This is a genomic window from Lutibacter sp., assembly GCF_033723435.1.
In the GTDB taxonomy this organism is placed as follows: domain Bacteria; phylum Bacteroidota; class Bacteroidia; order Flavobacteriales; family Flavobacteriaceae; genus Lutibacter.
Window position 1 is genome coordinate 20,847 of sequence record NZ_JAWVXC010000003.1, and the last position, 21,769, is coordinate 42,615.

Annotated in this window: 21 protein-coding genes; 6 read left to right on the top strand and 15 right to left on the bottom strand. The window is 29.5% G+C overall.

Features of this window, described 5'->3' with window-relative positions; genetic code table 11:
* Nucleotides 1–6 precede the first annotated feature (6 nt).
* The 5 genes from R3342_RS05890 to R3342_RS05910 form a co-directional block, all read right to left on the bottom strand.
* Entirely contained in the window at nt 7–591 is a 585-nt protein-coding gene (locus tag R3342_RS05890; protein WP_318938910.1) for an indolepyruvate oxidoreductase subunit beta, read from the bottom strand.
* Between the two features lie 10 nt (nt 592–601).
* Nucleotides 602–2,218: a thiamine pyrophosphate-dependent enzyme gene (locus R3342_RS05895; RefSeq protein ID WP_318938912.1), complete on the bottom strand. Its 1,617-nt coding sequence runs from the start codon at nt 2,216–2,218 to the stop codon at nt 602–604.
* A 230-nt stretch (nt 2,219–2,448) separates the two neighbouring features.
* Entirely contained in the window at nt 2,449–3,000 is a 552-nt protein-coding gene (locus R3342_RS05900) for a CopD family protein (RefSeq protein WP_318938913.1), read from the bottom strand.
* 3 nt (nt 3,001–3,003) lie between these two features.
* Nucleotides 3,004–4,023 (bottom strand): ferrochelatase, encoded by a 1,020-nt coding sequence (gene hemH / locus R3342_RS05905; RefSeq protein ID WP_318938914.1) that lies wholly within the window; start codon nt 4,021–4,023, stop codon nt 3,004–3,006.
* Between the two features lie 3 nt (nt 4,024–4,026).
* A complete protein-coding gene (locus R3342_RS05910) occupies nt 4,027–4,920 on the bottom strand; it encodes an AraC family transcriptional regulator (RefSeq protein ID WP_318938916.1) in 894 nt (297 codons plus the stop codon).
* A 270-nt stretch (nt 4,921–5,190) separates the two neighbouring features.
* On the opposite strand from R3342_RS05910, the gene hemA reads away from it, so the two are divergent.
* Genes hemA through hemN form a run of 6 tightly spaced genes read left to right on the top strand, consistent with a single transcriptional unit; the run spans nt 5,191 to nt 12,751 of the window.
* On the top strand, nt 5,191–6,456 hold the full coding sequence (gene hemA / locus R3342_RS05915) for a glutamyl-tRNA reductase (RefSeq protein ID WP_318938918.1): 1,266 nt from the start codon (nt 5,191–5,193) through the stop codon (nt 6,454–6,456).
* On the top strand, nt 6,443–8,023 hold the full coding sequence (hemC, locus tag R3342_RS05920; protein WP_318938920.1) for a hydroxymethylbilane synthase: 1,581 nt from the start codon (nt 6,443–6,445) through the stop codon (nt 8,021–8,023). Before hemA ends, hemC begins: the two co-directional genes overlap by 14 nt.
* 11 nt (nt 8,024–8,034) lie before the next feature.
* A complete protein-coding gene (gene hemB / locus R3342_RS05925; RefSeq protein WP_318938921.1) occupies nt 8,035–9,000 on the top strand; it encodes a porphobilinogen synthase in 966 nt (321 codons plus the stop codon).
* 47 nt (nt 9,001–9,047) lie between these two features.
* Entirely contained in the window at nt 9,048–10,337 is a 1,290-nt protein-coding gene (gene hemL, locus R3342_RS05930) for a glutamate-1-semialdehyde 2,1-aminomutase (RefSeq protein ID WP_318938923.1), read from the top strand.
* Between the two features lie 6 nt (nt 10,338–10,343).
* Entirely contained in the window at nt 10,344–11,372 is a 1,029-nt protein-coding gene (hemE, locus tag R3342_RS05935) for a uroporphyrinogen decarboxylase (protein ID WP_318938926.1), read from the top strand.
* A 20-nt stretch (nt 11,373–11,392) separates the two neighbouring features.
* Nucleotides 11,393–12,751 carry an oxygen-independent coproporphyrinogen III oxidase gene (gene hemN / locus R3342_RS05940; RefSeq protein WP_318938927.1) on the top strand — a complete coding sequence of 453 codons (1,359 nt, stop codon included), beginning with the start codon at nt 11,393–11,395 and terminating at the stop codon, nt 12,749–12,751.
* Nucleotides 12,752–12,842: 91 nt separating this feature from the next.
* Here hemN and R3342_RS05945 read toward each other — a convergent pair whose 3' ends face one another.
* The 10 genes from R3342_RS05945 to R3342_RS05990 form a co-directional block, all read right to left on the bottom strand.
* The gene (locus R3342_RS05945) at nt 12,843–13,244 is read right to left on the bottom strand and encodes a cytochrome c (RefSeq protein ID WP_318938929.1); all 402 of its coding nucleotides are present in this window, start codon (nt 13,242–13,244) and stop codon (nt 12,843–12,845) included.
* Between the two features lie 59 nt (nt 13,245–13,303).
* A complete protein-coding gene (locus tag R3342_RS05950; protein ID WP_318938931.1) occupies nt 13,304–14,206 on the bottom strand; it encodes a hypothetical protein in 903 nt (300 codons plus the stop codon).
* Nucleotides 14,207–14,227: 21 nt separating this feature from the next.
* Complete coding sequence (gene nrfD / locus R3342_RS05955; protein ID WP_318938933.1) at nt 14,228–15,559, bottom strand: NrfD/PsrC family molybdoenzyme membrane anchor subunit; 1,332 nt, start codon at nt 15,557–15,559, stop codon at nt 14,228–14,230.
* A 12-nt stretch (nt 15,560–15,571) separates the two neighbouring features.
* Complete coding sequence (locus R3342_RS05960; protein WP_318938935.1) at nt 15,572–16,564, bottom strand: 4Fe-4S dicluster domain-containing protein; 993 nt, start codon at nt 16,562–16,564, stop codon at nt 15,572–15,574.
* A 384-nt stretch (nt 16,565–16,948) separates the two neighbouring features.
* The gene (locus R3342_RS05965; RefSeq protein ID WP_318938936.1) at nt 16,949–17,371 is read right to left on the bottom strand and encodes a cytochrome c; all 423 of its coding nucleotides are present in this window, start codon (nt 17,369–17,371) and stop codon (nt 16,949–16,951) included.
* A gap of 10 nt (nt 17,372–17,381) precedes the next feature.
* The gene (locus R3342_RS05970; RefSeq protein WP_318938937.1) at nt 17,382–18,254 is read right to left on the bottom strand and encodes a hypothetical protein; all 873 of its coding nucleotides are present in this window, start codon (nt 18,252–18,254) and stop codon (nt 17,382–17,384) included.
* Nucleotides 18,244–19,566 (bottom strand): NrfD/PsrC family molybdoenzyme membrane anchor subunit, encoded by a 1,323-nt coding sequence (nrfD, locus tag R3342_RS05975; protein WP_318938938.1) that lies wholly within the window; start codon nt 19,564–19,566, stop codon nt 18,244–18,246. The genes R3342_RS05970 and nrfD (R3342_RS05975) overlap by 11 nt, the downstream gene beginning before the upstream one ends.
* Nucleotides 19,567–19,568: 2 nt before the next feature.
* Complete coding sequence (locus tag R3342_RS05980; protein ID WP_318938940.1) at nt 19,569–20,546, bottom strand: 4Fe-4S dicluster domain-containing protein; 978 nt, start codon at nt 20,544–20,546, stop codon at nt 19,569–19,571.
* Between the two features lie 21 nt (nt 20,547–20,567).
* Nucleotides 20,568–20,825: a hypothetical protein gene (locus R3342_RS05985; RefSeq protein ID WP_318938941.1), complete on the bottom strand. Its 258-nt coding sequence runs from the start codon at nt 20,823–20,825 to the stop codon at nt 20,568–20,570.
* Nucleotides 20,826–20,917: 92 nt separating this feature from the next.
* Entirely contained in the window at nt 20,918–21,766 is an 849-nt protein-coding gene (locus R3342_RS05990; protein ID WP_318938943.1) for a DUF5777 family beta-barrel protein, read from the bottom strand.
* Nucleotides 21,767–21,769: the final 3 nt, after the last annotated feature.

Genomic DNA, 21,769 nt, shown 5'->3' on the forward strand with positions numbered 1-21,769 from the left:
AAGTGTTTAAGAAACAAATTCGTTTGCTATTTCTTTTCCTTTATTAAAAGCGTCTATATTTTTTTTAACTATACGTTCTCCTTTTCTTTCAAATAATGATTTAATTGCATTTAATAAACTTTCTTCACTTAAAGGAAGTAGGGAAGAAGCTGCACCAACCAAAACAATATTAGTAGCTCTAGAATTTCCTAAATCTTTAGCTATTTTTTTAGCGTCAATTAAAATGTGATTAGGATGCGTTTTAATTTCTTTATAAAGCGTTTCTAATTCTGGATAATCTGCAATATTTTCAAACGGATTAGAATCGGTAACTAAATAACCATCTTCCTTTAAAAAAGGTAGATAGCGTAAAAGTTCCATAGGTTCAACAGAAATAATTATATCTGCTTTTCCTAGAGGAATTAAATCTGAAAAAATTTCTTTATCTGAAATACGAACATGACTTTGAACTGCACCTCCTCGCTGGCTCATTCCGTGTACTTCTGATTGTTTTATATTTAGGTTAGAAGCCAAAGCTGCGGTATCTAAAACAGCCGCAATAGTTAAAATTCCTTGTCCGCCAACACCAGCTAATATTATATTTGTTTTCATTCTTTTTAATTTAGTTTAAAGTAACGGATTTAATTTCTTTTAATTTATCCTTTTTTTCTTTAGGAAGCTGAACGCAAGGACGTTGTGCAATAACCACTGATAGTCCTTTATGGTTAATTTCATCTCGTATTACTCCAATATTTTTTTCTAAATTTTTATGAAGTGGAGTTATTATTTTTAAGTGATTTTCATCTACTCCAATTCCTTTACAAATATCAATTAACCTTCCTGAAGCGGAAGAATCTTGGGCACCTGTCATTGCAATTGCAGAGTTGTCAGAAATAATCACGGTAATTGGAGTGTTTTCAATAACAGCATCTAATAATCCAGTCATTCCTGAATGAGTAAATGTAGAATCACCAATAATAGCAATAGATGGATGAATTCCTGCGTCTGAGGCTCCTTTAGCCATAGTAATTGAAGCTCCCATATCAATTAATGTATTTATACTTTTGTAAGGAGCTAACACGCCTAAAGCATAACAACCTATATCTCCAAAAACTTGTTGGCTTCCCATTTCTTCACTTAATTTATTAATTGCTTCAAATAAATCTCGGTGAGCGCAGCCAACACATAATTCAGGTGGTCTTCCTGAAACTATTTTTGGTGTTTTTTCTTCATTTTTAGCTTCAAAACCTAATGCTTTCGCAATATTATCAGGATTTAATTCGCCAACTCTATTAATATAACCATTAAGTTTTCCTAATACTTTTTTATTTTCTCCTAAAAAATCGGTTAATAATTCTTCAATAAAAGGATAACCTTCTTCTAAAACCAATATTTTATCACAATTATCATATAATTGTTTTAATTTTCTTTTTGGTAATGGATATTGTGTAATTTTTAATATTGGGAAAGGGCAATTACTATCTTCAAAATTTTCCATCAAATAGTTATAAGCAATTCCTGATGCAATAATACCCATAGAGTTATCGGTTCCTTCAATTAATTTATTAAAGGTGCTTTTTTCAGAATTTTCTCTAATATCGCTTTGAATATCAACTAAATGTTGATATTGGTTTCTGGCGTGCATTGGAATTAACTGAAATTGATGTGGATTTTTTGGTAAGTGAATAGTGTTTTGTATTTCACTTTTTAAAGTTTCAACACCAGCTCTAGAATGTGAAAGTCGTGTTACCATTCTTATCATAACTGGTAAACCTAATTGTTCAGATAAATCAAAAGCATGTCTGGTAATAGTGTACGCTTCTTGTTGATTAGATGGTTCTAAAATTGGTATCATAGCGAATTTACCATAATAACGAGAATCTTGTTCGTTTTGTGATGAGTGCATTGATGGATCATCTGCAACTACCACAACTAAGCCTCCGTTAATTCCTGATACGGACATATTCATAAACACATCGGCAGCTACGTTTAAACCAACATGTTTCATAACGGTCATAGCTCTTTTTCCAGCATAAGACATGCCAAGTGCGGCTTCCATAGCTGTTTTTTCATTAACAGACCATTTAGAATGAATATTTAATGCTTTCGCAGTTTTAGATTTTTGTATGTACTCTGTTATTTCTGTAGATGGAGTTCCAGGATAAGCATAAACACCTGATAATCCGGCATCAATAGCTCCTTGTGCTAATGCTTCGTTTCCTAATAAAAGTTTTTTCATAAAATCACATTTATATATTAGTAGTTTTGTGACTGTAAAATTAGATATAGCAAATGGTAATTAAAATGACTTTAATCATTTAGTAACTTATAACACATTGATATTTAGATTATTAAATATTCTATTTTAACCTAAATATATTGCATACTGTTTAAGGTATTGTATATAAACATGTAAAATATTTATGAAAATAAGGGAAATATTGAGTATTTGTTAAAAACAGAAAATGTTTACTTTGTATCCCAATTGTTTTTGCTTCTTACGGTTTTGTATAATTTAATTCCAAGCATAAGTAGAATGGATACGCCAACAATTCCTAAAACACCAAATACCCATCCTAAAGCATCTTTTAAAACTACTAAAAATACACAAGCGAATAATATTACAGTTGCAACTTCATTCCATATCCTTAAACTAAAAGAAGAGTATTTTAAATATCCTTTGCTAGTTTGGTTATACATAATTTGGCACGACCAATGGTAAGCAAAAAGTAATGCAACAAAACTTAATTTAATAAGCATCCAATTTGTTTTAAGCCAAGCAGGATTTAAAATTAATAGCCAAACGGCAAATAATGTAGCTAAAATTGCTGAAGGCCAAGTTATCATGTACCAAAGCCTTTTAATCATTAATTGATATTGTTTGGTTAAAATTAGTTTTTCTGGTTCAGGTTTTTCCTCGGCTTCTTTAAAATAGATAAATAAACGAATAATATAAAAAAGTCCGGCAAACCACGTAGTTATAAAAATTATGTGTAAAGATTTTATGTAAAGGTATTCCATAATTTAAGAAATATTTTTCCAATCTGTTATCCAGTTTACTAAAGTTTTTGCCCAATCGTCATTGTCGTTTAAGCAAGGTATGGTTACAAATTTTTCTCCTCCATTTTCAAGAAAAGATTCTTTACCTTCCATTCCGATTTCTTCTAAAGTTTCTAAACAATCGGAAACAAAAGCTGGAGTAACAATTGCTAAGTTTTTAATTCCTTTTTGAGCGTAAAGTTCAATAGTGTCACTAGTATATGGTTGTAACCAAGGATCACGACCTAATCTTGATTGGAAGGATGTGCTGTATGTTCCTTCATTTAAATTTAATTCTTTTGCAACTAATTTAGTGGTTTCATAACATTGATGTCTATAACAAAATTTGTGAGCAGTTGATGGAGTGTTGCAACAGCTACCATCTATTTTACAATGTGATTTTGTAATATCAGACTTTTTGATGTGTCTTTCAGGAACTCCGTGATATGAAAAAAGTAAATGTTGAGGTTTAGTTTTGTCTATTTCTTTCTGGATGCTTTTGCTTAATACAGCTATATAATCAGTTCTTTTATAAAATGCAGGAAATTTTGTTAGTCTTATTTTAGGATGGTGTTTTTTTATAATTTCATCTGCTAAAACCTCAATAGTTTCCGTAGTAGCCATGGCAAATTGCGGATATAAAGGAATCAATAAAATTTCGTCAACTCCTTGTTTTACTAAGCTATCTATTCCTTTTTTAATAGAAGGATTACCATATCGCATTGCAAGTTCTACAGGAATATCTGAATAATCTGCTACTTTCTTATGTAATCTGTTCGATAATACAATTAAAGGAGAACCTTCATTCCACCAAATTTTTTTATAAGCTGCTGCAGATTTTTTTGGACGAGTGTTTAAAATAATTCCTTTAACTAATAAAGTTCTCCAAATTAATGGAATATCAATTACTCGTTTATCCATCAAAAATTCCCCTAAATATTTTTTAACATCTTTAGTAGAAGTACTATCTGGCGAACCAAGATTAACTAATAAAACTCCTTTCATAAATTAAGAATTTGAGAATTTTTTTGGTGTTATGCCAAATTTGCGTTTAAAGGCAGCTATAAAGTGGCTTGAAGAACTGTAGCCTAACTGTGCTCCAATTTCATTGACATTATATTTTTTTTCAATTAGCAATGATTTTGCTAAATCCATTTTATAATTTAATAAGAATGTGAATACAGGAACACCATAAAATTCTTTAAAATCAGATTTAAGTTTTTTAATGTTTAATCCAACCTGCTTTGCTAATTCATTTAAAGATGGAGGATTGTTCATGTTTTCAATAACAATTTGTTTTGCTTCTTTTATTTTACCGATAGTTTCTTCACTCGAAATATAAGGACAACTTTCTGTATTTGTGTTTTCTGGAGCGCTATAGTAATAACTTAATAATTCATAAATTTTACCTTTTATATATATTGAACGAAGCTTTCCATTAATATTTTTAGTAGTTAACTGTTTTAAAATTAATCTAATAGTTGGATTTATTTCTTTCGGTTCAATAATAGGCTTATTGGTATTAAAACTTGCAAAATTTATTAGGTAATTACTGTCATCTGAAAATAAAGAGTGAAAATATTCCACAGAAATTAAAATACAAATTAACTCAGATTTTGGAGCTAAATTGAATAAAACATTCATTTCTTTATCCTTAAAATATACCATGTTTGAATCGGTATCAGATAAATTTATTGCACAATGCTCCATATTAAAAGCAACACTACAGGTATGCTTTAAACAAAAGAATAGTTGAATGTAATTATCTTGTAAATTAATTTTAAACAGTTCATTTTCAGTGTTTAAATTGCTAAAATAAAGCACTTTAAATTCATCTTTTTGATTAATAATACAATGAGTACTTTTGTCGATGTTTTTATATTTATCTAAAGAGTTCTTCACTAATGATTTTTGTTGTAAATAAAAGTTAAATACAAATGTAGGTATAAAATTCGATTTCCGAAAAAATCAAGCGTTAATAATGAAACTGATATTTATCATATAAAATTTCCCTTAAAACACTGATTTATATCATTTTTTATACGCAAAAATAGTCGGTACTTGCGTAGTGAAAAATCAAGTATAACTTATAACGACAATAAAAGTACTTTTCTCGACGTTTTGTAATAAAACTTAATTGTACTTTTGTCGATATTTATTGTTAATAATCTTATGGAGCAAGAAAATACAGTAACTAAATTATATAATGTTGGTATAAGCTACAAAAAAGCCGACGTTAAGGTTAGAGGAACATTCAGCATCACTAAAGAAAATCAAATTTTATTATTAGAAGACGCAAAACAAAATGGCATAGAAGGTCTTTTTGTTTTATCTACTTGTAATAGAACTGAAATAACAGGTTTTGCAAAACATCCTTTTGAATTAATTAGCCTTTTAATTAAATATTCTAATGGAAGTGTTGAATCTTTTATACCGGTTTCAAATGTTTATAAAAACAAAGATGCAGTTGAGCATTTGTTTAGAATTGGAACAGGTTTAGAAAGTCAAATATTAGGAGATTATGAAATAGTTGGTCAGTTAAAAGCAGCATACAAACAAGCAAAAAAATTAGGAACTACAAATGCCTATTTAGAGCGTTTAATGAATTTGGTTTTACAAGCAAGTAAAGATGTAAAAAATAATACTAAACTTAGTTCAGGAACAACTTCTGTTGCTTATGCAGCAATTCAATATATTATTGATAATGTTCAAGATTATAACAATAAAAATATCCTAATTTATGGTTTAGGTAAAATTGGGCAAAATACTATTAAAAATATTTTAGAATATACAAACAATAAAAGTTTAACGGTTATAAACCGAACTCAAGAAAAAGCAGTTCAATTCGCTTCTGAATTTAGCGGAATTAAAGTAGCTGATTTTAATGAGTTAGAGAATGAAATAGAAAAATCGGACATATTAATAGTTTCTACAGGTTCAAGTAAACCAACAGTAACTGTAAATCAGTTAAAAAGTAAAAGACCAAATTTGGTAATTGACTTGTCTATTCCTTCAAATGTAGATTTAGCGGTTAAAGAACTTGAAAATACCAACTTAATTAATGTGGATGAATTATCTGAAATTACAGATAAAACGCTTCAAATTAGAGAAAACGAAATTCCACATACAGAAGAAATTATAAAAAAATATAAAGCAGAATTTAACGAATGGATTTCTATAAGAAAATATGTACCAGCAGTTAATGCGCTTAAAGAATCATTAAAAGCAATTCAATACGATGAAATTGATTTTCATTCCAGAAAAATCAAAGATTTTAATGTAGAGCAAGCAGAATTGGTTACTTCAAGAATGATTCAAAAAATTACTACCCAATTTGTGAAACATTTAAAAGACGAAAACACTTCAGTTGATCAAAGCATTGAAGTAATTAGTAAAATGTTTCATATTAATGAATTAAGTATACATGAAAATAATTAGAATTGGAACTCGTTCCAGTCAATTAGCAATGTGGCAAGCTAATACCGTTGCACAACAATTAGAACATTTTGGACATAAAACGGAAATAATTAAAATTGATTCTATAGGAGATATGGTTTTAGATAAACCATTATATGAACTAGGAATTACAGGAGTTTTCACCAAAAATCTAGATGTTGCATTATTAAACGATAAAATTGATATTTCCGTTAATTCTTTAAAAGATGTGCCTACAAAAATGCCAGAAGGCATTGTGCAAGCTGCAGTTATAAAAAGAGGAGATTTTAACGATGTTTTGGTATTAAAAAAAGATGATAACTTTTTTGAAAACCCAACAGCAACAATAGCAACAGGAAGTTTGCGTAGAAAAGCACAATGGTTGCATAGATATCCAAATCATAATATAACAGGTTTGCGAGGTAACGTAAATACTCGCCTACAAAAGTTAGAAGATAACGATTGGGATGGAGCTATTTTTGCAACTGCAGGTTTAAAAAGATTAGATATTTTACCTGAAAATCATATGAAATTAGATTGGATGGTTCCAGCGCCAGCACAAGGAGCAGTTATGATTGCAGCTTTGGCTAAAAATGAAGAAATTCTTGAAATATGCAAAGAAATAAATAACGAAGAAACCGAAAAATGTATTACTATTGAACGTAGGTTTTTAGAAGTTTTAGAAGGAGGTTGTACAGCTCCAATAGGAGCATTAGCAGTTTTAAGAAACGATAAAATTAAATTTAAAGGCGTTTTATTTAGTCCAGATGGAAAAAATAAAATTGAGTTTTTTAAAGAAGTTGAGGCTAATAATGTTAGTGATTTAGGAGAATATGCTGCAAAATATATTTTAGAACGAGGAGGTAAAAAATTGATGCGTCAGATAGAAGAAGTAGAAAAAGAAATTCAAATTTTTTCAACTAAAACTTTATCTGTTGAACAAATCAAAAATCTTAGTTCAGATATTGGAGTTACTATGAGTGATTTTATAACCGTTAGAAATAATCGATTAAAAAATACAGTAGTTAAAAATCCTCTTAAAAATGTAATAATTACAAGTCAAAATGCAGTAGAGGCTTTATTACATAATTTTACTAAAAGTGAATTAAATTTTGGTAATATTTTTTGTGTAGGAAGAAGAACTAAACAATTAATAGAAAGAAAAATTGGTAAGGTTACACACTTTGAAAATTCAGCAAAAAAATTAGCCGATTATTTAGTTGAAAATTTGAAAGAAAAAGAAGTGACATTTTTTTGCGGAGATATTCGAAGAGAAGATTTGCCTAATATTTTGAGTGAAAACAATATTAATGTTAATGAAGTTATTAGTTATCAAACGCTATTAACACCAAAAAAAGTGGAGGAAAAATATAAAGGAATATTATTTTTTAGCCCATCAGGAATTCAAAGTTATTTGCAAAAAAACACAGCCGATTCTAAAATAGCTTTTTGTATTGGCGAAACAACAGCAAATGAAGCTAAAAAGCATTTTAAAAATGTAAATGTTTCATCGCTTTCAACTGTAGAAAGTGTATTAAAATTAGTAAATACCCATTTTAAAAAAATATAAAATTGTAAATTATGTTTAGAACCAGACGCTTACGTAAAACGGAAAATATTCGTCGATTAGTTAGAGAAAATAAACTATCTGTAGATGATTTAATTTATCCTTTATTTATTGAAGAAGGAGAAAATATTGAAACAGAAATAGTTTCTATGCCTGGTATTAAGCGTTATTCTTTAGATAAAGTTTCTAAAGAACTAGATGAAGTAGTGTCTTTAAATATTCCAGCAGTTTTACTTTTTGGAATTCCTAAAGAAAAAGATGAGGTTGGTTCAGAAACTTGGAATGATAACGGAATTATGCAACAAGCTGTTCGTTTTATCAAAAAAAATTATCCAAGTTTATATGTAATTACAGATGTTTGTTTTTGCGAGTATACAAGTCACGGACATTGTGGTGTTATACATGATAACGATGTAGATAATGATGCAACTTTGCCAAATATAGCCAAGCAAGTTATTTCACATGCAAAAGCGGGTGTTGATATGGTTGCTCCATCAGGAATGATGGACGGAATGATTGAAACTATTCGTGAAGCTTTAGATAATTCAGGATTTCCTAGCCTTCCAATTATGTCTTATGCGGTAAAATACGCATCAGCATTTTACGGACCGTTTAGAGATGCAGCAGATTCAGCTCCAACTTTTGGAGATAGAAGAACGTATCAAATGGACCCATCAAACCGAGATGAAGGAATGCGTGAAGCAACTTTTGATGATCAAGAAGGCGCTGATATCTTAATGGTAAAACCAGCTTTATCTTATTTAGATATTATTAGAGATTTAAAAAATAATTTTGACCGACCAATAGCTTGTTACAATGTAAGTGGAGAATATGCAATGGTTAAAGCAGCTGCTCAAAAAGGGTGGATTGATGAAGAACGTGTTATGATGGAAAGTTTGCTTTCTATGAAAAGAGCTGGTGCCGATATTATTATAACATATTTCGCAAAAGATGTTGCTAAAGTTTTAAGTAGAAGGTAGTTGTAAATAAATCTACGGTTGCTTAAAAAATCAAAAAATAAAATAAAATGAAATTAGAAAAGTCACTTGAATTATATACTAGAGGTAAAAGACATTTAGTAGGGGCAGTAAATTCTCCTGTTAGGGCTTTTAAATCTGTAGGAGGAATTCCATTATTTATTGACCATGCTAAAGGAAGTAAAATATATGATGTAGATGATAATGAATATGTAGATATGGTATTGTCCTATGGCCCAATGATTTTAGGGCACAGAAATAACTATGTGGATAAAACCATAAAAAAATACTTAAAAAACGGATATACTTTTGGAGCTTCTACTAAAGGAGAAATTATTTTATCAGAAATAGTTTGTGAAGCTTTTCCAGGGATGGATAAAGTTCGTTTTGTGAACTCTGGTACAGAAGCAGTTTTAAGTGCAATTCGTTTAGCACGTGCTTTTACAGGTAAAAGTAAAATAATAAAATTTTCTGGTTGTTACCATGGACATTCTGATGCTTTACTAGTTGCAGCAGGCTCAGGTTTAGCAACTTTAAGTATCCCAGGAAGTAAAGGAGTTCCGGATGAAGCAGTAAGAAATACTTTAATTGCAGAATACAATAATATTGATTCTGTGGAAAAACATTTAAGAAAAGATGATGTAGCAGCAATAATTATAGAACCTATTGCAGGAAATATGGGGGTTGTTTTGCCAACTAAACATTTTATAGAAGAGCTAAATGAGTTGACAAAAGCAAGTGGTGTTTTATTAATTGTGGATGAAGTTATGACTGGCTTTAGGTCAAAATTTGGTGGAGCTCAAGAATTATTAGGCTTACAGGCAGATATAACTTGTTTAGGTAAAGTTGTTGGTGGTGGTTTTCCAGTTGGAGCTTACGGTGCAAGAAATGAAATTATGGAAATGGTTTCGCCTTTAGGAGATGTTTATCAAGCAGGAACATTATCAGGAAATCCTATTGCTATGGCAAGTGGAATAGCAACTCTAAAGGAATTAAAAAAACAAAATCCTTATAATGATTTTGACAAAACAGCTGCTTTCTTAGAACGTACTTTATTAGATGCAGCTAAAGAAAATGGAGTTGACCTTCAGGTAAATAGATTTGGCTCTATGCTAAACGCATTTTTTACTAAAGAAAAGGTAGTAGATTTTAAAACTGCTCAAACTAGTGACACTAAAAAGTTTAAAACATTTTTTTGGAAAATGATTGAACATGGCGTGTTTTTACCTCCTTCGCAATTTGAAGCATGGTTTTTAAGCACAGCAATGTCTAAAAGAGATATTTATAAAGTTAGATCGGCAATACAAATAGCAATGAAAGAAGTTGCTGATAAAAGTTAAAATTAGATGACAAAAATAAAAAACGATTTATTTTTAAAAGCCTTAAAGGGAGAAACTGTTACTCGTCCTCCAGTATGGATGATGCGTCAAGCGGGAAGATTTTTACCTGAATTTAGAGCAATTCGTGAAAAATATGATTTTTTTACTCGTTGTAGAACTCCTGAATTAGCTTCAGAAATAACAGTACAGCCTTATCGAAGATTTGGTATGGATGCAGCTATTTTATTTTCGGATATTTTAGTAATTCCACAAGCAATGAACATTGAAGTTGAAATGAAAGCTGGAATAGGACCTTGGTTACCAAAACCAATTCGTAGTCAAAAAGATGTAGATGAAGTTATAGTTCCTGATGTTAAAGTTGAATTAGGTTATGTGATGGAGGCAATTAAAGCAACTAAAGAATTATTAAATAATGAAATTCCTTTAATTGGTTTTGCAGGTTCACCTTGGACAATTTTGTGCTATTGTGTACAAGGACAAGGCTCAAAAACATTTGATAAAGCTAAAGAGTTTTGTTTTACGCAACCTATTGCTGCTCATACTTTATTGCAAAAAATTACGGACACAACAATTGCTTATTTAAAAGAAAAAGTAAAAGCAGGAGTTAATGCAGTTCAAATTTTTGATTCTTGGGGAGGTATGTTATCTCCAGTTGATTATCAGGAATTTTCTTGGAAATATATCAATCAAATAATTGAAGCTTTAAAAGATGAAGCTCCAGTAATTGCCTTTGGTAAAGGTTGCTGGTTTGCTTTAGAAGAAATGTCAAATTCAAATGCTTCTGCATTAGGTGTTGATTGGACAATAACACCTAAAATGGCTCGAAAATTAACAAATAACAGTATTACGCTTCAAGGTAATTTTGATCCTGCACGTTTATTGTCACCACCTTCAGAAATTAAAAAGATGGTAAAAATTATGATTGATGAATTTGGGAAAGATAAATACATTGTAAATTTAGGTCACGGAATTTTGCCAAATATTCCTTTAGAAAATGCAAAAGCATTTATTGATGCTGTAAAAGAATATAATTAACAGCTCAAATTAAATTAAAAATGACAAACTTAATTCAAAAATATAATATACCAGGACCAAGATACACAAGTTATCCTACAGTTCCTTTTTGGGATAAAGAAGGAATTTTAGTTGATGACTGGAAAAAAACGGTTAAAAAATCTTTCAAAGAAAGTAATGATGTAGAAGGAATTAGCTTATACATTCATCTTCCTTTTTGTGAGAGTTTATGTACATTTTGTGCTTGTCATAAAAAAATAACTAAGCGTCATGAAGTTGAAGAGCCATACATTGAAACCGTTTTAAAAGAATGGAATTTATACTGTGATTTATTAGAGGAGAGACCAAAAATTAGAGAAATTCATTTGGGTGGAGGAACCCCAACATTTATGTCTTCAGAGAATTTAAAAAAACTAATTAATGGTATTTTTAAAAGAGCTGATAAGTTTAAAATCTTTGATTTTAGTTATGAAGGACATCCAAATCATACTTCAGAAGAACAATTACAAACTTTGTATGATCTAGGTTCACGCAGAAACAGCTTTGGTATTCAGGATTACGATCCTAAAGTTCAGAAAGCAATTCATAGAGTTCAAAGTTTTGAACAGGTTAAAAAAATTCATGATTTATCAAGAAAAATAGGATATGAATCTATTAGTCATGATTTAATTTTTGGATTACCATTTCAAACGGAAGAGAGTATAAGAAATACTATTAAAAATACAATTGCTTTAAAGCCTGATAGAATTGCTTATTATAGTTATGCACATGTTCCTTGGATAAAAGGAGTAGGGCAGCGAGGATTTGAAGATAGCGATTTACCAAAAGATAATGAAAAACGTTATTTATACGAATTAGGAAAACAGTTATTTTTTGAAAATGGATATGTTGAAGTTGGTATGGACCATTTTGCTTTACCAACAGATTCATTGTATAAAGCAATGGAGTCTAAGAAATTACATCGAAATTTTATGGGCTATACTGCTGGAAAAACAGAATTGATGATAGGCTTAGGAATGTCTTCAATTAGTGATTCATGGTATGCTTTTGCTCAAAATGAAAAAGATGTAGATGATTATACTTTGCGTGTAAATAAAGGGGAATTACCTGTTTTTAGAGGCCATTTATTAACCGAAACCGATTTAATTATTAGAAAGCATATTTTAAATTTAATGTGTAATTTAGAAACGGAATGGAAAATAGGTTTAGATGCTAAAGTTAAAGAAGGAATAATAAAACGTTTACAGCCAATTATTGAGGATGGTTTACTTGAAGTTACTGAAGATAAAGTAACTGTTAATGAAAAAGGTAGAATGTTTGTGCGTAATATTTGTATGGCATTTGACTTAAGATTGATTGAGAATAAACCAGATACTCGAATATTTTCAATGACAATTTAAATTTAATTATTTTTTTATAGCAAAGAGTCCAAACAAATTTGTTTGGACTCTTCTATTAAGATTAGCTATTACTATAGCTAAAGTAGTATATTTATTCAGCTAATGTTCTCATGTAATGAACAACTAGCCACATATCTTCTTCATTAGGTATTTTCTTTTCAAAATTTGGCATATCTTTTCTTCCAAAGTAGCTTTTATAAAATAAAGCACCATCTGATTGAGCTTGGTATTCTGCAGAAGAAAAATCTCCTAAATCACCATCAACTTCATCAGCTTTTGGTCCATCACCAAGACCTTCTTTACCATGACAAGATTTGCAGTGTTTTGAATATAATGATTTTCCAATAGCTATATTAGATTTGCTAGCTTCTGTTGGATTTTTCATTTTTTGATATTTTTCTGGAACTTTCCATTCTTCTTGATCGGATTTAGTAAATGCAAAAAGACCGAAACATATAACGCTTATGGTTACAAAAATTTTTAGTGTTTTCATGTGAATTAAATTTTAGTTTTATAAATTATTAAAAATTGCATTGTTAATGCTTGTTATAGTTACTCTTCTGAGTTTAAAATCAGTTCTTTTCCTTCCTTGCTTATTTTAAATAGGTTAATAATTGTGTACATATAATTGGCCCAAACACCTACTAATAATATAGTAAGTACTATATACATCCACAACGGAGCAGCTTTGGACCATAGCGTATTTTTATTCTTCTTAATTTCTTTTTTAAATACTCCCCAGTTTGCAGATTTTTCTTGAATTACATTACCAAAATCATCACTGTCTTCAATAGATGAATACACAATAATATTATTGTTTGCATCCCCAGGAATATCCGTTGGAAATTCAAATTCGTACTTGCCATTTTCTATGGTTCCTTCTTTAATTTTCATATTAGAAAGCATACTTTTGATAGAAATAATAACTTCTGCTTCTTCAACTGGAGTTTTAACACCAACACTATCAATAGTATATGCGGTTATAATACCTGTTTTTACGCTGTCAATTTCTTTTAAATTTAGTTCTAGGTTTATATCTTTTACTGCAATTTCACTATCTTCTTCATCTATAGCATCAGTTCCTTTAAACTCTGCTTTTAAATTAATATATCCGTTTTTATCGGTTAAATAATTTTGATTTTTTTGAAGCACTAGTTGAGCAATACCTTCTTTAGAAGTTTTTGATGTTCCTAATAATTTTTCGTCTTCATTTAAAGTGTTATAAAAATTAATTTCGGCATTATATACAGGAACTTTATCTTTTCTATTCTTTTTATTTTGACCAATAAAACTTACTTCTAACAATCTAGAATTGTCTTTTTGTTTTACTGTTTTAAACTTAAATTTCATTCGGTAATTACTGGCATCGGTTTTTTGAGCAAAACCATTTGTGATAAAGCACAATGCAACAATAAAAGAAGTGATAAAATTATATTTAAATAAGTTACTTTTCATAATTTCTAATTTTACTGTTATCTATTCTGATTTTAATTTAGCATCATTTATTTCTCTTTCTCTATCAATAATACCTGATATTGGTACTACAGGAATAAATTTAATTATTAGTGTGAATAATAATAAGAATGATGCAATACCTGCAAAAGTTAAAGACCATTCAACCCAAGTTGCGGTATAATGTATAAATTCTGGGCGTGTATCTTGAATTGGTAAATACGGAGTTTCTAAAGTTGGAATTACTATTAAATAACGATTTAGCCATAGTCCTAAAACTCCAATTACAGCGGCAAATGTTATTAATTTAATAGTTCTTAACTTTTTAATACTTAAAATAACTAATGGTAGAATTACACCAAGATAATTTGCAAAAATAAATTCCCAAAAATATCTGTCAAATAAGGTTTCTAATAAATTAATATCTCCAGATTTGTGACTAAACCATTTTGCAAAATAATCGCTAAAAGTAAAGTATCCATATAATAAAGATATTATTAAAAAGAACGCTCCAGCCCATATAAAATGTGATCGAATAATGTATTTTTCTAAATTAAAATACTTGCGCGTTAAATACATAGCTATTATTATTACGCATATTCCAGAGTATAATCCTGCAACAATAAAATACGGAGCAAAAATTGTACTATTCCAACCAGGTTGAAGTGTTAAACTAAAAATCCAAGCAAGAACTGTGTACGCAACAATTGCCATCGCAATTACCATTTTAGACATAGTTCCTGTTATTTTATGAAGTTTTTTACGCTGTGTGGGTGTATCTTGATAATTTGCTGCTAAAAACCGATACAGTTTTTTTCTCCATATAGGAATATTTAATTTTTTACTATCTCTTAAAATTGCAAAGTCAGGAATAAAAGTGAGATACAAATAAATAAAACACCCAATTAAATCTGTAATAATTGCAATGATATCCCAAGTAATAGGGGATTGAATTCTAGGATATATAAATAAGAAGTATAATCTATCTAATCTTCCAATACATAATAAAATAAATACCGGACCAACTATTATAGATAAAACAGTTATAATTTCAACAATCCTTGATACTGAAGTTTTCCAAGGAGTTTTATAAAAATGTAATAATGCAGAAATAAATGCTCCTGAGTAGCTGACTCCTACAAAAAAGATGAAATTTATAATATAAAGTCCCCATACAACATTATTTCTCATTCCTGTAACGGCATGTCCTTTAATAACTTGAAGAGCAAATGCATATAAGCCCACTAAAATTATTGCTAAAAGTACTCCGATCCATATTTTAGTAGTGAATCTAGTTTTTTCTAACATTGGAGAAAATTCTTTAACTAATTCTCTTTTTCTAGTTTTTACGTTCATAATAAAGAGTTATTAAAGTTTGATTTTTTTTTGTTTTATTAATTCTTGTACGTATGGAACATCTTTATATCGTTCTAATATTTCTTTGTCATGATCAAATCCACGTTCTAATGGAAATTGTTTATTAACAGGAGGCAAATAGTAGACATTAGGTTTGGTTCCTAAATGTTCTAAATAGCGATATCCGCCACGATCATTTATTAATTCAGAAAAACGAACAGTTTCTTCTCCATTGGTTACAATATCTTCGTTTTTATCTCCAAAATAAATTACACCCATTGGGCATGATTGAGCGCAATAAGGTAATTTACCTTGTCTTAATAAATCAGGACAAAAATCACATTTCATAACAGTTCCTTCTGCTGCAGGAACTTGTGTTTCTGGAGAGTATGGCTGTGATTTGTCTTCAAATTTATTTTTTGGTCCCCAATTAAATTCTCTTGCAGAATATGGGCAACTAGTCATACAAAATTTACAACCAATACAGCGTTCGTTATCAATTAATACAATTCCATCATCACGTTTAAATGTTGCTCCTGTGGGACAAACGGTAACGCAAGGTGGTTCATCACAATGGAAGCAAGGTTTAGGAAACCAATACGGATCGCTTTCTTCATTGTTTTGAATAAGTTGCACCTTCATAAACTCTTCATGGTAGTCAAGGTTATGTCCTTTTTGACAACCCTCTACACACTTTCTAGCATTTTTACATTTAGCTAAATCTATAACCATTACAAATTTCCTGTCGGGTATGCCTTTTCTAGCTTCGGCAGGGGTTATAAGTGCTTCAGGGTATTTGTTAATATTTTCAGCGTCAACCTCAACCATTTTACCATCTGGCGTTAATAATCTAACTTTCTCTCCTGAAGTTTTTTCTTCTTCTCCAATAGAGGATAAGTTTGATATTAATGAAGTTCCTGCAACTACAGTAACACTAGACATAAGTCCTAATTTTAAGAAATTACGTCGGTTAGTTTTACTTTTTTCAGTTTCTTGCTTTTTCATGATTTTAAATATTTCTCAATTTTACTATCGTAAATATGTAGATATGTTAATTTTTAGCTACTATAAAGGTATTAACATAAGTTAAGTCAAATAGTGATAAAAATCATTTTAGAAAAATTTATATAAAAAAAATGCGAAACAGTAAGTAGTTTTTGTTACATAAAACCACAATAAAAGAGAGTTATTTATTTTATTTCAAATAAGAAAATAATCTATTATAAAATTGGTTTTTGAAGAAGTTAATTGAAGCCAAAAATAAATTATAAAAACTTATAATTAGTTGGTATTTTTTAATGTTATTTAAATTGTATTTATTAAATCTTTTTTAAAAAAAGAAACCCGAACATTTTTGTTCGGGTTTCATCTATATTCAGGGTTAGTTTATTATTCTTTCAAAGTTCTCATGTAGTTGATTATTAACCATCTATCTTCATCATCTGGTAATTTCTTTTTGAATTCTGGCATATCATCTCTACCAAAAGTAGTTTTATAAAACAAAGCTCCATCACTTTGAGATTGGAATTCTTCTGATGAAAAATCTCCTAAATCTCCTTTTTGTTCATCTGCTTTAGGTCCATCTCCATAACCTTCTTTACCATGGCATGATTTACAATGTTTCATGTATAATGATTTTCCAATTGCAGCATCTGTTTTTGGCGCTATTGGGTTTTTCATAGTTTCATATTTTGCTGGCACTACCCATTCTTTCTCTTGTAAAATTGTAAAAGAAAGTAGAGCAAAAGATATAACCCCAATAATGGTTAAAATTTTAGTTGTTTTCATGTTTTTAGTTTTAATTGTTTTCATTTTTTTATTTTTATGATTTTGATAATTTGAATAAATTAAATATTAAATATATTATTATGCCCCATATACCAAATGTTAATAGATTTGGAAATATAAGCAAAAATAATGGTGTTTTGTCTCTACTTGACCACATTTCACGCTTGTAAAAGTCGGTATTCTGAACTATTTTGGTTCCTATAGGCGCATTTAAAATTGCTTTTACAGTTCCATAACTGTCACTATCTGCTAAAACTACTTCAAAAGTCAAATTTCCATCAATACCTGGTATATCTTTAGGTATAGATACAAGGATTGTACCATCTTCATCTGTAGTGTAAAAATCTTTACCAATTTTAAGAGGTTTAAACAATCTTTGCACCTGTACGTTTAATGCAGCGTTACTTACAGGAGTGTTATTTGCTGCATCAATTAAAGTGGCAGATATATAATTAGTGCTATCTTTTTTTACAATAGAAGCATTAATATTAGCATTTTTAAAACTCAAGCTTTTTGAAGCTCTTTTAAACTTTTTATCGCCTTTAAATTTAAAATTAATAGTATAAGTTTTTGAAGTATCGGCTTTTAATTTATTTAAGCTTTCTAATTCAAACTTACTTTTACCCATCATATTTGTTTTGGTAGAACCTAATTTATAGATTGAATCGCCAACTTCATTGGTAACTTGAAGTTCTATATTAGGTACATCAACATATTCTTTATTAATTCTTGAAATAGCTTTAACATCAAAATAAATAGAACCATCCATTATTTTAACATAACTAACCTTTAATCTAATTTTATTTTTTTTATTTTTTTGAGCATTTGCATTGAAGCTGCTACCAATAATAAATAAGGCCCAAATAAAAGTTAGAAAAAGGAATCTAAAATTTAGTCTAATTTTCATGATTCAATTTTTTTTGGTTATTTAATTCTTCCTGTTCCTCTGCTGTTCTTTGAATAGGTATAATTGGTAAATAGCGAACTAAAACAGTAATAATTAGTAGCGCCATTGCTAAAGTTGCAATAGTTATTATCCACTCATGCCAACTAGGAAAATAATGCTGCCAAGATTTTGGAACTCCTTGTATTGGTAAAAATGGGTGTAATAGGGTTGGTGTAACAATTAAATATCTTTTCCACCAAGATCCTAAAACCACTAATAAACCAATAAAAAACATTGGTAATGGTTGTCTTCCTTTTTTAAAGAATAATGCTATAATTGGTATAATTAAACCACCAATCATAACAAACCAAAATAGAGGTGCAAATCTACCTGTTATCAATACGTTTAAATGCGTAATTTCTTCTTTTTTAGAAGTAAATTCAGGTATTAAGTATTCATTAATGTTAAAATAGAGGTATAATAAACAAGCTAAAGCTAAGAATTTACCTAATCTGTCAAAATGAAGATCAGTAATATAATTTTCTAACCTGTATGCTCTTCTAACAATATAAACTACAGTAACTAAGGCTCCAATACCAGCTACAGCAGCTCCAGAAATAAAATAAGCTCCCATGTTAGTGCTATCCCAACCAACTCTAAATAAGGTTGAAAATAACCAAGCATCAATGGTTTGGAGCATAAATCCAGCAGGGATAATTAACAAAGCAATTATTTGAATTGATTTAAGTTGAATTTTGGTTTGTTTTTCACTTCCTGTCCAGTTTAAAGAAAGTTTACCATACCATTTACTTAGTTTTGGGTTTTTATCTTTAAAGTATTTCTTTAAAAGAGCAAAATCTGGTAATAAAGGGAAGTATAGTAATAATAAACTAATTGCCATAAAAGTTGGTATTATTATTACATCCCAAATAATTGGAGATTGCATTCTTCCGTGAATAAACAAGTTTAATAATCTATCAGGTCTTCCCATATCAATCATAATGGTAAGTCCTGCCATAATAATTGCCGCCACAGAAATTATTTCGGCTATTCTAACTATTGGAGTTCTCCAAGAATTATTTGTTAACCTTAAAACTGCAACTGTAACTGCGCCAACAAAACTTGTAGCAACAAAAAACACAAAGTTTGAAATATAAATTCCCCAAAGAGCATAATCATTTAAATTAGTAACAACAAGCCCTCTAACAATTTGATCTATATAAGCAATTATTCCTAAAATTATTATAATAATTAGAGAACTTGTCCAAATAACCCCAGATTTTCCAAATTTTTGAGGAGCTAAATCCTTAAGAAGTATATCGTAATTTTTCATAATTATTCAGGTTTTTTATCAGATTTAAATTCACTAAAGTTATCTAAACCTTTCTCAAAATCTACTAGTCGATTAACTGGAGGTAAGTAATAAACACTAGGTTTTGTTCCTAATCCTTCCATTAATCTATAACCATCTTTATCTTTCAATAATTTGCTTAATCTAAAAGTTTCATCGCCATTAGTAACCGTATCTTCATATTTATCTCCAAAATAGAATACGCCATTTGGACAAGCAGTTACACAATGAGGCAATTCATTTTCTTTTATTAAATGTGGACAAAAATCACATTTGTCTACAGTTCCTTTTACACTTGGTAAACCAGCATATTCAGGGTTGTAAAATTCTTGATGTTCCATATGCATATCCATAGCCATAGTAATTTCTCCTTGGTCTGGTTCACTCCAGTTAAATACTCGAGTAGAATATGGACAAGCTGCCATACAGAAACGACAGCCAATGCAACGTTCATTATCTATTAATACTAAGCCATCTTTTCTTTTAAAAGTTGCTCCTACAGGGCAAACGGTTACACAAGCAGGATGATCGCAATGCATACAAGTTGTAGGCATCCAATAAGGTGCGGTATCTTCATCTTCTTGCATTTTATGTACTTTAAGCCAAGGATTATCTCCAGTAATGAAATGGTTTTTATTGCAAGATGATTGGCATTTTAATGCGTTTTTACATTTAGCCAAATCAATAACCATTACAAATTTTCGATTAGGAATTCCTTCGCGTACGTTATATTTTATATGTTCTGGTTTGTTGTCAATCATTTCTACAACCTCTGATGAGTCTACTTCAATCAGTGAACCATCTGTGGTCATTAATTCCATTTTATCTCCAGAATCTTTTGTTTGAGCATTTAAAGCGGATACTATTTTAGACAACCCTATACTACCTATTGCAGTCGCAATACCCAATTTTAGTCCTTTGTCAAGAAATTTACGTCTTGAGTCTTTATTATTATTTTCCATGATTTAGGTAATTAAGTAAGATTATAGTTTTTTGTTTAACCAGTTAAGGAATGATTTGTTTGAAACATTTTTCTTAACAATAGTTGATTTTTTTAAAGCACTAACCTTAACTTTTACAGCTGTACCGTCTGGTTTTAATAAAGTTTGATATTCTTCCTCGCTGTCTAAAATGGTATTTTCTTCAGTTGTAGTTTTGCTGAAACCAATAAAAGGAAGTAATAATGAACTTCCTAATAAAGGAAGCATGCTTCTTCTTGAAATTCGATTATTTTTCTTCATTTTTAATTATTATTAATTAGTAGTAGTAAAAAAACAGTAAAGCAAAATATAAAGTTGAGACTTTAATATTTTGTTTTACTGCCTGCATTTATTTAAAAATTATAAACTCTTGTAATATTGAATCCAATCATGAAATCTCCATTAAAGAAATTATTTTGGTTAAACATTATATTTTTTTGTTGTACTAATCCGTTGTAATTTGTTAAGATAATTTGAAAAACGTGAGCAGATGTAGCAAATTCAGTTGCTATACTTATGCCTGGTTCAGGTTTTACAGAGCTATCAAATTTTGTAACGGGTTGTGTGTAATCAAATACAATTGCTGTTTGAGGGCTTATTTTTATTCTACCTCCAAAAGCAATAGCTACCATATCATTTTTCATTGCTGGTTTATCTACTAAGTTATAATGAGATACACTTGGAGCAAGTTGAAAAGATATATTTGGGCTAAATCTTTTAGCAATAATTATTTGGTTAAAATAAGAGTATCTATCTTGTTTTAAATTGAAATTTTCTTTTTTAAGAGCACTAACAGTAAAATTTCCGTAATAACTAACGCTAATAGGCATTGTATTAGATCTAGTTTGTCTTAACAAAGCTACTTTCCAGTTAAAATCTTGTAGTCTATCAAATTTAGTGGTTCCATATCCAATGGTCAGTCTGTCTAAAATAGCATAGGATAAACCAATTCTAATATTTGAAGGAGCCCAAAAGCCTGCCATATCATTGCTTCCACCATTAATAACTCCAAATCTATGTGCCATTTGAACGTCTAATGTGTTTTTGTTAAACAATACATTACTAGCATTATCAATTACTGTAGCTGCTTCAAAGGCTGATCTTTCTAATTTTTCTTTTACTTTAACAGAATCCTTTTTCTGGGCAATAGCTAAAAAAGGAACTATTAAGAAAATAAGAAATAATTTTATGTGATTTTTCATGTT

What these genes read in the sequence shown, in the direction of transcription:
- hemB (WP_318938921.1), top strand. Translation starts at nt 8,035, where the DNA reads ATGTTTAGAACCAGACGCTTACGTAAAACGGAAAATATTCGTCGATTA.
- hemN (WP_318938927.1), top strand. Translation starts at nt 11,393, where the DNA reads ATGACAAACTTAATTCAAAAATATAATATACCAGGACCAAGATACACA.
- hemH (WP_318938914.1), bottom strand. Translation starts at nt 4,023, where the DNA reads ATGAAAGGAGTTTTATTAGTTAATCTTGGTTCGCCAGATAGTACTTCT.
- R3342_RS05890 (WP_318938910.1), bottom strand. Translation starts at nt 591, where the DNA reads ATGAAAACAAATATAATATTAGCTGGTGTTGGCGGACAAGGAATTTTA.
- nrfD (WP_318938933.1), bottom strand. Translation starts at nt 15,559, where the DNA reads ATGAACGTAAAAACTAGAAAAAGAGAATTAGTTAAAGAATTTTCTCCA.
- nrfD (WP_318938938.1), bottom strand. Translation starts at nt 19,566, where the DNA reads ATGAAAAATTACGATATACTTCTTAAGGATTTAGCTCCTCAAAAATTT.
- hemC (WP_318938920.1), top strand. Translation starts at nt 6,443, where the DNA reads ATGAAAATAATTAGAATTGGAACTCGTTCCAGTCAATTAGCAATGTGG.
- R3342_RS05900 (WP_318938913.1), bottom strand. Translation starts at nt 3,000, where the DNA reads ATGGAATACCTTTACATAAAATCTTTACACATAATTTTTATAACTACG.
- R3342_RS05895 (WP_318938912.1), bottom strand. Translation starts at nt 2,218, where the DNA reads ATGAAAAAACTTTTATTAGGAAACGAAGCATTAGCACAAGGAGCTATT.
- R3342_RS05985 (WP_318938941.1), bottom strand. Translation starts at nt 20,825, where the DNA reads ATGAAGAAAAATAATCGAATTTCAAGAAGAAGCATGCTTCCTTTATTA.
- hemL (WP_318938923.1), top strand. Translation starts at nt 9,048, where the DNA reads ATGAAATTAGAAAAGTCACTTGAATTATATACTAGAGGTAAAAGACAT.
- R3342_RS05945 (WP_318938929.1), bottom strand. Translation starts at nt 13,244, where the DNA reads ATGAAAACACTAAAAATTTTTGTAACCATAAGCGTTATATGTTTCGGT.
- R3342_RS05965 (WP_318938936.1), bottom strand. Translation starts at nt 17,371, where the DNA reads ATGAAAACAATTAAAACTAAAAACATGAAAACAACTAAAATTTTAACC.
- R3342_RS05990 (WP_318938943.1), bottom strand. Translation starts at nt 21,766, where the DNA reads ATGAAAAATCACATAAAATTATTTCTTATTTTCTTAATAGTTCCTTTT.
- hemA (WP_318938918.1), top strand. Translation starts at nt 5,191, where the DNA reads ATGGAGCAAGAAAATACAGTAACTAAATTATATAATGTTGGTATAAGC.
- R3342_RS05980 (WP_318938940.1), bottom strand. Translation starts at nt 20,546, where the DNA reads ATGGAAAATAATAATAAAGACTCAAGACGTAAATTTCTTGACAAAGGA.
- R3342_RS05970 (WP_318938937.1), bottom strand. Translation starts at nt 18,254, where the DNA reads ATGAAAATTAGACTAAATTTTAGATTCCTTTTTCTAACTTTTATTTGG.
- R3342_RS05950 (WP_318938931.1), bottom strand. Translation starts at nt 14,206, where the DNA reads ATGAAAAGTAACTTATTTAAATATAATTTTATCACTTCTTTTATTGTT.
- hemE (WP_318938926.1), top strand. Translation starts at nt 10,344, where the DNA reads ATGACAAAAATAAAAAACGATTTATTTTTAAAAGCCTTAAAGGGAGAA.
- R3342_RS05960 (WP_318938935.1), bottom strand. Translation starts at nt 16,564, where the DNA reads ATGAAAAAGCAAGAAACTGAAAAAAGTAAAACTAACCGACGTAATTTC.